Here is an 11,731-nt window from a genome sequence, read left to right as displayed (position 1 = left end):
ACCTGGTTTAGACCACCCGGGCCCACGAACGCTCTAGAGTGGGAAGAGTGACACGACGAGCAAAGATCGTCGCGACCCTCGGCCCGGCCACAGCGAGCCCGGAGATCCTCCGCGAGCTCGTCGACGCCGGCCTCGACGTCGCACGACTCAACCTCAGCCACGGAACCCACGACGACCACCGCGCCAACTACGAAAACGTGCGCGCGGCGGCCCACGAGAAAGGCCGCAACGTCGGCATCCTCGCCGACCTCCAAGGCCCCAAGATCCGCCTGGGCACCTTCGCCGACGGGCCCATCGAACTCACCCCCGGCGACCCCTTCACCATCACCGTCGACGACGTCCCCGGCGACGCCCGCCGCGTCTCCACCACCTACAAGGGACTCACCGGCGACGTCCGCCCCGGCGACCGCGTCCTCATCGACGACGGACGCATCGTCCTGGAGTGCACCAAGACCACCGGAACCGACGTGCACACCCGCGTCGTCATCGGCGGCCCCGTCTCCGACCACAAGGGCCTCAACCTGCCCGGCGTCGCCGTCAGCGTCCCCGCGCTCACCGACAAGGACACCGAAGACCTGCGCTGGGCCCTGCGCCAAGGCGTCGACATGGTCGCCCTGTCCTTCGTGCGCAGCCCCGCCGACGCCGACGAGGTCCACGCCATCATGGACGAGGAGGGCGTGCGCGTCCCCCTCATCGCCAAGATCGAAAAACCCCAGGCGGTCGAACGCCTCCAGGACATCATCGAGGTCTTCGACGGCGTCATGGTCGCCCGCGGCGACCTCGGCGTCGAACTGCCCCTGGAGAACGTCCCCATGGTGCAGAAGCGCGCCATCGAGCGCTGCCGCGACAAGGCCAAACCGGTCATCGTCGCCACCCAGATGCTCGAATCCATGATCAGCGCGCCTCGGCCCACCCGCGCCGAGGCCTCCGACGTCGCCAACGCCGTCCTCGACGGCGCCGACGCCGTCATGCTCTCCGGCGAGACCAGCGTCGGCGCCTACCCCGTCGAAACGGTCCGCACCATGGACCGCATCGTCGTCGCCGCCGAACAGGAATCCCTGCGCGCCTCGCACATCCTCAACCGGGTGCCCGAGACCACCGGCGGAGCCATCGCCCGCGCCGCCGCCGAAGTCGGAGCCACCATCGGCGCCAAGGCCCTCGTCGCCTTCACCATGTCCGGCGAGACCGCCCGCCGCCTGGCCCGGTACCGCTCGCCCATCCCGCTGATCGCCTTCACCACCCTGGACAGCACCCGCGGGCGCCTGTCCCTGCAGTGGGGCGTGGACTCGCACTGCGTCCCCTGGGTCGACCACACCGACGAGATGGTCCGCCAGGTCGAGACCGAGCTCCTCGAAATGGGCATCTACCAGAAGGGCGACAAGGTCGTCATCGTGGCGGGCAGCCCGCCCGGAACCCCCGGTTCCACCAACTCCCTGCGCGTGCACCGCATCGGCGACGCCATCACGCACGGGAAGTGATCCGCCGCTGAACCGGCAGGGGCACCGGCCGAGGGACGCACACCGTCCCCGCCGACGACGCCCCGCCGACAGGCCCCGCACCCGGGAACGCCCCCAGGGCGACTCCCGGGCGGGGGCCTGAGGGGGCGGCGGACCGGCCAACAGGCGCACAACGCGCCTGCCGACCGCCCCCACCCCCCCCGGCGCAGCGAATACCAAGCCCCTCCCCGCGGAGAGCGGGGGAGCAGTGGGCGAGCGCGTCAGAAGACGGGGAACAGAGCAGACGGGGAACAGGGGACACCGCGCTCAAGACGAGGACGCCGTCCCGACCGCATCCGGAACCGACGGCATCCGGAACAGAGCGCCAAGAGCCGCGCACCCATCGGCATCAGCGCCGACGCGCGCCCGCCTGACCCCCCTCGACACCGCCGAACGGCTCACCGCCCGGCCCACTGCCCGCCTCACCGGCCTCCGGCGCGGCCCCCTCATCCACCGCCTCACGCGGCCGAGGCGGATCCTCCGCGCCATCCGCGCCGTCGCCCCGGCCGCCGTCGACCGCGCCCTCCCCGACCGGCCCGGCGCCATCGACCGGCCCCAACGCCCCGGCCTCGGCACGGCCGGACCCGCGGACCCCCACCTCCGGGCGGTCCAGACCATCCGCACCGGCGACACCATCGACAGCGACACCATCGACGTCATCGAAGACGACCTCATCGAGCTCAGGGTCGCCGACCCCGTGCTCCGCCAGAACCGGGTCGCCCGCCGCCGCGCCACCCACGAGCCCGTCAGCGCCCTCCGCGCCGCCGCCGCGCTCACCGCCGGAGGCACCGTCCGCCGCCACCGGAACACCCCCGGCGGCCTCAACCGCCTCACCACCGGGCCTAGCGCCCTCCGACGGCACACCCGCCACGGCACCCGGAAGCACGTACGACCCCTCGCCGGTGCCCGCCGGCTCGTACGGCACCCGCTCCAACGGCATGTCCCACGGCAGCAGCCGCCACGGACTGTCATCGTCCGTCGTCAAGATCCCCAGCGCCGTCCACACCCGGTCCGGCTCACCATCGCCACCGGCACCGCCCCGCCACAGCAGGTACCCCCCGTGGAACGCCGCCGACAACCGGTCCCAACCCGAGAACCGGCGCTGCAGATCCGTCGCCACCCGGCGCAGCAGGTTCTGCGTCTCGGCCCGGCTGAGCCAGCTCAGCGTCGCACCACCGCACGCCAACCGCACCAGGTGCGCCGACTTCCACCACTCATAGGAGCCGATCACCACCGAGCCGACACCCTCCTCGGCGCCGGTCACCTCGCGCATCCGCTCCACCTGCTCCGGAGTCAGGCGCACGCGCTGCTCCGGCGCCGCGCCCCCCGCCGCCCCCGCCCCCTCGGGCGGGCGCGTGCGCGCCACCCCGGTGCGCAGGTCGATCAGCAGGTCCGGGTGCGGGGCCGAATGCAGCTCCTCCCAGAGCGACTCGACCGTGGCCAGCAGGCCCGCACGGTCGGTGATGCCCCACTCCTCCTCCAGCACCTTGCGGTACCGGCGGCGCAGCTGCGGGCGGGAGATGACGTCCCACGGCTCGGCGACCGCCACCCGGAACGGCGCGGCGACCGCCGCCGCCCAGCGCTCGGTGCTCAATGGGCCGTCCCGGTCACGGGCGCGCAGGGCGGGGGCCTCGCGGGAGCCGATGACGAGCTCGGCGAAGGAAAGGCCCATGAGGGCGGCGATGGGCAGGAACGCCCAGCCGCCCTGGCCGGTGGCGACGAGCACGACGATGAGCAGCGCCAGCGGGGCCAAAAGCCACGGCTGCCGCCGCTTGGAGCCCCAGGCGACCACCGCCCAGGAACCGATCACCAGGATCCCGAGGATCCCGGCCACCGCGGTCAGCACCGCCCACTCCCTTCGCACCGGACGACGCCGGAGGGCGTACGTCCGCGACACTCCCGGCTTCCAGCATCGGGGACTCGGGGCCGTCATGGCGACGAAACCCACGTGTTGTGCTCAGGTTGTGGCCGTGATGTGACCACAGGGAGTGACGTGGAGGTAGGCGGAGGATAAGGATGGGCCGGATCAGCTCTTCGGGCCGATGAAGGTGTCCAGAAGGGCGACGGAGTCCTTCCTGGCGACGGAGAGGGTGCCGGTGTCCTGGTGGTGCGCGACCTTGTTCGGCACCCAGACCAGTTTCCACTTGGCTCCTACTTGGTCCAGTGCTCCTCCGAGGATGCTGTGGATGTCCTTAGAGGTGTTGCTGAACGAGTACCGCAGGTACTCATAGTGCTTCCACTCACCTGCCACCATTCGACGGACCCTGTTGGTGGCTCGGCTGCCATCAGAGTGGAAGAGCCCTCGGATCAGCTGACGGGGGTGGGCCGTCACGACTTCCTGCTGCCAGTCCTCGAGCTCGATCGATCTGGAGTGCTTTGGGCCAGGCCCGTGCTGGGGGAATATGCACGGCCAGTGCTTCGACACCGCCTGCACGACCGTGCACCCGGGCTTCTCGCGAGTAAAGGGCGTGACGGGAAAGACGGACCCCACCGCCCTACGACACTCCTCGACGAGGTCCGTGTAGATGGCGCTGCAATAGATCGCCAATAAGTAGGTCCCGTTCTTAGTGCGAACGATGTGGCCGTCCCCTAGGTACAGGCCGAGAAGGTAGGCATAGGCGTTCTCATCGAGAGGGGCGCCGGCGCAGGAGGGGCAGTACGTAGTCCTGTCTGCACGGTAGCTCTCCTGTCTGGGGCCTCGCCGACGCCCTGTTCTCCAGTGCCGGACGGTCCAGATCGACACGCCGATGCTCTGTGCGACCTGTCGGTCGGTCCACCCCTGGGCATGCAGGCGCAGGGCTTCGTCCACGACTTCACGGGGATACATGCGTTCGAGTATCGCCTGTGAGGTCGTATGTGTGTTCGAGTTTCACAGAAAAAAAGAAAGCCATCCGAAAGATGGCTTTTGAGAGGAAGTGCCCCGAGTGGGATTCGAACCCACACTGTACGAGGTTTGAGCTCGCTTTCTCTTCCTATTGGAATATCGGGGCCTTTATGCCCAATGGGGCGATTTTCTATTATCGCTCGACGTGGGTTCTCCAGGGGGAGTGTCCCATCCGCGCTCCCAGCGCGCGCCGCAGGCGGTGCAGACCATCGTAGCGGATCTCGGTACCCTCGTGTTCGTGACGACGACGCAGAGCCGCGTGGTGATCGCGGAAGACGAGGCCCTGATCCGGCTGGACCTCAAGGAGATGCTCGAGGAGGACGGCTATGCCGTCGTGGGCGAGGCGGGGGACGGTGAGACGGCGATACGCCTGGCCGCCGAGCTCAAGCCCGACCTGGTCATCCTCGACATCAAGATGCCCGTCCTGGACGGGTTGTCGGCCGCCGAGCGGATCGCCGCCGAGCGCATCGCCCCCGTCGTCATCCTGACGGCGTTCTCGCAGCGCGAGCTGGTGGAGCGCGCGCGGGACGCCGGGGCGATGGCCTACCTGGTGAAGCCGTTCAGCAAGTCCGACCTGGTGCCCGCCATCGAGATGGCGGTCAGCCGGTACGCCGAGCTGTCCGCCCTGGAGGCCGAGGTGTCGGGGCTGCAGGACCGCCTGGAGACCCGCAAGCTCGTCGAGCGGGCGAAGGGGCTGCTGCAGAGCCGGCACGGGCTCAGTGAGCCGGAGGCCTTCCGCTGGATTCAGAAGAACTCCATGGACCGCCGGCTGACCATGCGCAAGGTCGCCGAGACCGTGGTCGAGACGCTCGAACAGGAGCAGCAGGGCTGACGCGGGGTACGGCGGCCGCCCGGGCGATCCCCGGACGGCCGCCGAACCCCGATACGGTCCAGGTCCAGGCCCCGCCGCATACGCGGCGGGGCTTTTCTCGTGCCCGGTGTCCTGTACGGACGCGGGTAAGGGGCGGGCGGGGTGGCGGCCCCCGGCGCCGGCGCCTCCCGGCCTCCCGCCGACTACGCTCCGTGCTCCACACACCCCCGCCCCCTCCGGGCACCCTTCCCCACCCGCCCCTACCGCCCCATCCCTCCCGCTGGTCAACCGGTGTCCCGTTCCGATCCGGTCACAGATCCGCACGGTGGGGTACCGGTTGGATCACGTCGCATTAGACCTGCTGAACAGCCTGCCTAAACCGGGCTAAACTCACGCCACCGACGGAAAACAGCAGGTTCCGGGCGAACCGCCCGGAACCGGTCCAGTTCTCAGATGCGCAAGGAGCGCGCGTGCGCACACGCCTCGTGACTGTGCTGCTCGCCGTGATCGCCGCTCTCATGGTGATCCCAGGAACGGCAGCGGCAGACGCCCAGGGCGGTGAGAACCTCAACGGTCAGATTCGTCAGCCGACCACCATCGAAGGCCTGGAGATCACGGTCTACGAAGGGTTCGAGGGCGACGAGGTGATCGGTGAGGCCACCACCGACTCCGAAGGAAAGTGGGAAGTGGGGTTGCCCGGTCCGGGCGACTACCGCGTGGTCCTCGACGAGGACACGGTTCCCGACGAATACGTGGTCCCCGACAAGCCGGGGTCGGAGCTGGAGGTGAGCGTCCGCCCGGACCAGCAGCGGACGGTGGTCTTCCGCCTGATGACGCCCGCCGAGGCGGCCGAGGAGTCCAAGGAGGCCTCGCAGGAGGCGACCCAGGACGATGACGGCGGCGCCGGCGGCGGGGACGCCGCCGAGGGCGAGGAGGACGCCGCGGTGCCCGGTGTGGAGCCGGGGACCTCCTTCGGGGAGAAGGTCCTTCAGCTGACGGTCGCGGGCCTGACGTTCGGGCTGATCATCGCCGTCTCGTCGGTGGGCCTGTCGCTGATCTTCGGCACCACGCGGATGATCAACTTCGCGCACGGCGACATGGTCACCTTCGGCGCGTTCATGGCGATGATGTTCGCGAACATGACGCTGTTCTCGTCGCTGCACGGGGTGTTCGAGGGCGTCCCGGTGCTGGACTTCGTGTTCAACCCGCTGGTGCTGGGGCTGGTCCTGGCGGTGGTGCTGGGCGCGGTGCTCGGCGCGGGCCTGGAGCGGTTCCTGTGGCGGCCGCTGCGGCGGCGGAACGTGGCGCTGATCCAGATGTTCATCGTGACCATCGGGTTCTCGCTGGTGCTGCGGCACGTGCTGCTGGTGGTCTTCGGTGCGCGGCGCGACAAGTACGCGCAGTTCCGCATCCAGCAGCCGTGGGAGCTGGGGCCGCTGTCGATCACGCCGCGCGATGCGGCGATCCTGTTCATCGCGGTGGTCGTGCTGGTGCTGGTGGCGAGCATGCTGCAGTTCACTCGGATGGGCAAGGCGATGCGCGCGGTCGCCGACAACCGGGACCTGGCCGAGTCGTCGGGGATCGATGTGGACCGGGTGACGCTGTACGTGTGGGGCCTGGGCGGCGCGTTGTCGGCGCTGGGCGGTGTGCTGTACGGCCTGAACCAGACGGTGCACTGGCAGATGGGCTTCCACCTGCTGCTGCTGATGTTCGCCGCGGTGATCCTGGGTGGTCTGGGGACCGCTTACGGGGCGATGGCGGGCGGCATCGTGATCGGCCTGGTGGCGATGCTGTCGACGCTGTGGTTCTCGCCGCAGCTGATGAACGTGTGGGCGCTGGGGATCATGATCCTGGTGCTGCTGGTCCGGCCCCAGGGGATCCTGGGCCGCCGTGAGCGAGTGGGCTAGGGGGATTGCGCGATGGACATCTTGACGATCTCCCTGGAGACGGCGATCGGGCCGATCGCGGCGGTGTACGTGCTGGCGGCCATCGGGCTGAACATGCACTTCGGGTACACGGGCCTGCTGAACTTCGGCCAGGTGGGCTTCATGCTGGTGGGCGCCTACGGTGTGGGCGTCGGCGTGGGGACGTTCGGGCTGTCGCTGTGGGTGGCGGTGGCGTTGAGCATCGCGTGTGCGGCGGTGCTGGCGCTGTTGTTGGGTATTCCGACGCTGCGGCTGCGGGCCGACTATCTGGCGATCACGACGATCGCGGTGGCTGAGGCGGCTCGGCTGCTGTACCGGGCGGAGTTCGCGCGGCCGCTGACGGGCGGCGTGTACGGGCGGCAGAGCCTGGCGGCGGGGTTCTATGAGGCGAATCCGATTCCGCCGGGCGATTACGGTGTGGGCGATTTCGACTTCTCGGCGAACCAGTTGTGGCTGATGCTGGTGACGTGGAGCCTGGTGGGGCTGGCGCTGTTGTTGACGGCGGCGCTGATGCACAGCCCGTGGGGCAGGGTCATCAAGGGCATCCGCGAGGACGAGGACGCGGTGCGCAGCCTGGGCAAGGACGTGTTCGTCTATAAGACGCAGAGCCTGGTGCTGGGCGGTGTGCTGGGTGGTCTGGCCGGTGCGATGCTGGCGATCAACCAGCAGAACATCACCCCGGACCAGTTCATGCCGCAGGTGACGTTCTATCTGTGGGCGATGCTGCTGCTGGGCGGTGCGGCGCGGACGTTCGGCCCGGTGCTGGGTCCGATGCTGCTGTGGTTCCTGCTGACGGCGTTCGATGAGTCGTTGCGCCAGTTGGTGGCGGCGGGGGCGCTGCCGTTCATCGACGGGAGCGACATCGGTGCGCTGCGGCACGCGTTCGTGGGTCTGGCGCTGGTGGTGTTGATCGTGTACCGGCCGCAGGGCCTCATCGGCGACCGCAAGGAGATGCTGGTCAATGTCAAGTGAGTCGAGGACCGCCGATGGGGCGGTGCGCGATCGGATGGCCGGTGTGGAGCCCGCGGCGGGTGTGGCGAAGCCGGATCCGATCCTGAAGGCGTCGGGGGTGCGCCGGTCGTTCGGCGGCCTGACGGCGGTGGACGTGGGGCACCTGGAGGTGCAGCGGGGCACGATCACGGCGTTGATCGGGCCGAACGGTGCGGGCAAGTCGACGCTGTTCAACCTGTTGACGGGGTTCGACCGGGTGGACGCGGGCGAGTGGTCGTTCGAGGGCCGCCGGCTGAACGGCCTGGGGGGCCACCGGGTGGCGCGCCAGGGGATGGTGCGCACGTTCCAGTTGACGAAGGCGCTGACGCGGTTGACGGTGCTGGACAACATGTTGTTGGCGGCGCCGGGCCAGTCGGGTGAGGGTTTCGTGGGGTCGCTGCTGCGTCCGCGGTGGCGGCACCAGGAGGAGGCCAACCGCGAGCGGGCCATGGAGCTGTTGGCGCGGTTCAAGCTGGATGCGAAGAGGGATGATCTGGCGGGGAGCCTGTCGGGCGGCCAGCGCAAGCTGTTGGAGATGGCGCGGTCGCTGATGGTGAATCCGTCGATGGTGATGCTGGACGAGCCCATGGCGGGGGTGAACCCGGCGCTGGTGCAGTCGTTGCTGGGGCACATCACGTCGCTGCGGGACGAGGGCATGACGGTGCTCTTCGTGGAGCACGACATGGACGTGATCATGGGGATCAGCGACTGGATCGTGGTGTTGGCGCAGGGGAGTGTGATCGCCGAGGGGCGGCCGGAGGACATCCGGTCGAACCAGGAGGTGGTGGACGCTTATCTGGGTGCGCACCATGACGAGCCGGGTGCGAGCGCCCCGGGTTCGGGGGAGGAGGCCTGATGGCAGGGAGCGGCGGGCCGGGCCCGGCGGACGAGGAGGCGCGCCAGGAGGCCCGTGAGGAGGTGCTGGAGCACGCCGGGACGGGTCCGGTGGCGGACTATTCGGAGTTCCTGCTGGTGGCCGATGACGTCAAGGCGGGTTACATCCCCGAGGTGAACATCCTGAACGGGTGCACGCTGACGCTTCGCGAGGGCGAGGTGGTGGGCGTGATCGGCCCGAACGGGGCGGGCAAGTCGACGCTGATCAAGACGATCTTCGGGCTGTTGCCGGTGCGTGAGGGCGCGCTGGTGCTGCGGGGGTCGTCGATCGCGAACCTGAGCGCGCACGAGCTGGTGGAGCGGGGGGTGGGGTACGTCCCGCAGACGCAGAACGTGTTCCCGTCGCTGACGGTGGAGGAGAACCTCGAGATGGGGGTCTTCTTGCGGCCGAAGGCGTTCCGGGAGCGGTTCGCGGTGGTGGCGGAGCTGTTCCCGCTGTTGGGTGAGCGGCGCCGGCAGAAGGCGGGTGCGCTGTCGGGCGGTGAGCGCCAGATGGTGGCGATGGGCCGGGCGCTGATGATGGAGCCGTCGGTGGTGTTGTTGGACGAGCCGACGGCGGGGTTGTCGCCGATCTATCAGGACGAGGTCTTCCAGCGGGTGAAGCAGATCAATGCGGCCGGGGTGTCGGTGATCATGGTGGAGCAGAACGCCCGCCGGTGCCTGCAGATCTGTGACCGCGGCTATGTGCTGGACCAGGGGCGGAACGCCTATACGGGTACGGGTCGGGAGCTGTTGGAGGATCCGAACGTGATCGAGCTGTACCTGGGGACGCTGGCGAAGGCGGACTGAGGGTCTTTCCTGCTTTTCGCGGGGGCGGCGCCGTGCGGCGCCGCCCCCGTTCGCCGTGTGTGTGGGGGCGTCGGGGTGTCCGTCCGGGGCGGCCGCCGAGCAGTGGGGGTCGGCGGGGGCGGGGGCGCGTCTGTTGGAGCGGTGCGGTCTTCTTCCACCCCCAGGCGGCCGGAGGGCGGGCGGCGGGGTGGCGTGTGGGCCGGGCCCGTCTGTTCCGGGCGAGGTGGGCCGGGGCGCCTGTCCTCCGCCTCCTCAGCGGGGGCCGGGATGTCATGCCGCCTGCCGGCGCGTTCCGGGGTGCTCCGGGCATCCGGGGTGCTCCGGGCATGGTGAAGGCCCCCGCGCGGCGTGCCGCGCGGGGGCCTTCGGCGTCCGCCCCTCTAGGTGGGCGTCGGCCCCTCGCCCTCTGGGCTAGGGGACGGTGATGGCGTCCTGCTTCTCGTGGACGCCTTCGTCGTCGAATCCGTAGACCTGGAAGGTCGCGGTGGTGACGTTGCCGTCGTCATCGAAGTCGATGGGACCGCTGACGCCCTGGTAGTCGATGTCCTCGCCGTCGGCGATGAGCTGCTTGCACTCCTCGAAGGTGCTGCACTCGGTGCCGTCCTTGGACACGGCCGCGACCTCGTTGACGAACTCGGCGGGGTCGTTGGTGCCGGCCTGCTCGGCGGCCAGGGCGGTGACGATGGCGCAGTCGTAGACCTGGCCGGCGAACTGGAACACCTCGAGCTCGGAGTCGTACTCGGTGAGCCCGCCGATGAAGTCCTCGGTGCCGACGTCGGGGGCGGTGCCCTGGAAGCCGGCGATGGTGCTCGGGTCGCTGGAGTCGACCTTCTCGGCGAGGTTCTCGTCGTTGAGGCCGTCGGTGGCGTACATCTGGTCGGCGTTCACGCCGTCCTCGATGAGGCCGGTGATGATCTGCACGCCCTCCTCGAAGGAGACGAGCACGTTGGCGTCGGCCTCGGCGTTGGCCATCTCGTTGACCACGGCGTCGAAGTTGGGCGCGTTGGGGTCGTAGCCCTCGTTGTAGGAGACCTCGATGCCGTTCTCCTCCAGCGCGTCGGCGGCGGCGTTGGCCAGGCCCTCGCCGTAGTCGTCGGCGCGGTAGGTGATGGCGACGCTCTGGTGGCCGTCGGCGGCGATCTTCTCGGCGAGCACGGGGCCCTGGAGGAGGTCGCTGGGGGCGGTGCGCCAGTAGAACCCGGTGTCGTCCTCTTCGGCGAGCCCGGGCGCGGTGTTGGAGCCCGAGCACTGGACGACCTGGTTGCTGGTGACGGTGTCCATGATGGCCTGGGTCATGCCGGAGGCGGCCGCGCCCAGGATGATGTCGGCGCCCTGGTCGACCTCGCGCTGGGCGGCGTCGTTGGCCTGGGCGGCGTCGTTGGCCTCGTCGCCCTCGATGAAGTCGGGCAGCTCGGAGCCGTTCACCCCGCCGGCGTCGTTGATCTGCTGGAGGGCGTACTTGGCGGCCGACTCCTGGGGTGGGCCCAGGTGGGCCAGGTCGCCGGTCTGGGGGAAGACGTACCCGAACTGCAGGGCGTCTTCGCCACCTCCACCACCGCCGTTGCCGCCGTCGCCGCCGCATGCGGCGAGGCCCAGGGTGAGGGCCGCGGCCGCAGCTGTGAGGCTGAGGGCCTTGGTGCTCGGCATTCAGGTCTCTCCGTTCAACCGGCTGGTTCGGTTCGAGGTCGGCGGTCGGCTCAGCGGGTGCGCGCCCGGCGGACCGGTGGTCCGTCCGTCGCGCTTAACCGACTGCGTTAGCGGAGCTTAATTCGGTTCGTGGTGGTTTCGGAAGAAGGCCGGATCCGTTGCGGCCGACTCGGGTTCATGCCGTTATCGGGTCGTAGTGAAGGGTGGGGCAACCCTGCGTGGCGGTGACGTCGCACGTCAGGGCGGTCACCCTGCGGGGCGGCGGGGGCCGGGATGTCATGCCGCCTGCCGGCGC

General features: G+C 69.7%; 8 protein-coding genes, 1 tRNA gene and 1 pseudogene. 6 read left to right on the top strand and 4 right to left on the bottom strand.

Annotated elements, in window-relative coordinates; all coding sequences use genetic code 11:
• Window positions 1–47: 47 nt before the first annotated feature.
• On the top strand, window positions 48–1,478 hold the full coding sequence (pyk, locus tag O4J56_RS30925; protein WP_270690700.1) for a pyruvate kinase: 1,431 nt from the start codon (window positions 48–50) through the stop codon (window positions 1,476–1,478).
• Between the two features lie 931 nt (window positions 1,479–2,409).
• Here the strand turns inward: pyk and O4J56_RS30920 are convergent.
• From O4J56_RS30920 to O4J56_RS30910, 3 genes and pseudogenes are all read right to left on the bottom strand, one after another.
• A pseudogene (locus O4J56_RS30920) lies at window positions 2,410–3,342 on the bottom strand (DUF1266 domain-containing protein); the annotation flags it as partial.
• A gap of 180 nt (window positions 3,343–3,522) precedes the next feature.
• On the bottom strand, window positions 3,523–3,750 hold the full coding sequence (locus tag O4J56_RS32065) for a hypothetical protein (protein ID WP_333563835.1): 228 nt from the start codon (window positions 3,748–3,750) through the stop codon (window positions 3,523–3,525).
• Between the two features lie 662 nt (window positions 3,751–4,412).
• Window positions 4,413–4,486 (bottom strand) — tRNA-Leu (locus O4J56_RS30910).
• 153 nt (window positions 4,487–4,639) lie between these two features.
• Between O4J56_RS30910 and O4J56_RS30905 the strand changes: the two genes are divergently transcribed.
• The 5 genes from O4J56_RS30905 to O4J56_RS30885 all read left to right on the top strand — a co-directional run bounded on the left by O4J56_RS30905 (window position 4,640) and on the right by O4J56_RS30885 (window position 9,789).
• Window positions 4,640–5,212: an ANTAR domain-containing response regulator gene (locus tag O4J56_RS30905; protein WP_270690703.1), complete on the top strand. Its 573-nt coding sequence runs from the start codon at window positions 4,640–4,642 to the stop codon at window positions 5,210–5,212.
• Window positions 5,213–5,682: 470 nt separating this feature from the next.
• Window positions 5,683–7,098, top strand: coding sequence for an ABC transporter permease subunit (locus O4J56_RS30900; RefSeq protein ID WP_270690702.1), 1,416 nt, complete (start codon window positions 5,683–5,685; stop codon window positions 7,096–7,098).
• A gap of 12 nt (window positions 7,099–7,110) precedes the next feature.
• A complete protein-coding gene (locus O4J56_RS30895) occupies window positions 7,111–8,088 on the top strand; it encodes a branched-chain amino acid ABC transporter permease (RefSeq protein WP_270690696.1) in 978 nt (325 codons plus the stop codon).
• A complete protein-coding gene (locus tag O4J56_RS30890; protein ID WP_270690694.1) occupies window positions 8,078–8,962 on the top strand; it encodes an ABC transporter ATP-binding protein in 885 nt (294 codons plus the stop codon). Before O4J56_RS30895 ends, O4J56_RS30890 begins: the two co-directional genes overlap by 11 nt.
• On the top strand, window positions 8,962–9,789 hold the full coding sequence (locus tag O4J56_RS30885) for an ABC transporter ATP-binding protein (protein ID WP_270690692.1): 828 nt from the start codon (window positions 8,962–8,964) through the stop codon (window positions 9,787–9,789). Before O4J56_RS30890 ends, O4J56_RS30885 begins: the two co-directional genes overlap by 1 nt.
• 411 nt (window positions 9,790–10,200) lie before the next feature.
• Here O4J56_RS30885 and O4J56_RS30880 read toward each other — a convergent pair whose 3' ends face one another.
• Window positions 10,201–11,436 (bottom strand): ABC transporter substrate-binding protein, encoded by a 1,236-nt coding sequence (locus tag O4J56_RS30880; protein ID WP_270690690.1) that lies wholly within the window; start codon window positions 11,434–11,436, stop codon window positions 10,201–10,203.
• Window positions 11,437–11,731 lie beyond the last annotated feature (295 nt).

Origin of the sequence: Nocardiopsis endophytica, from assembly GCF_027706725.1 — a bacterium.
Lineage (GTDB): Bacteria > Actinomycetota > Actinomycetes > Streptosporangiales > Streptosporangiaceae > Nocardiopsis_A > Nocardiopsis_A endophytica.
The sequence above is the reverse complement of the archived record's forward strand: the minus strand, read 5'-3'. Positions and strand labels throughout refer to the sequence as shown.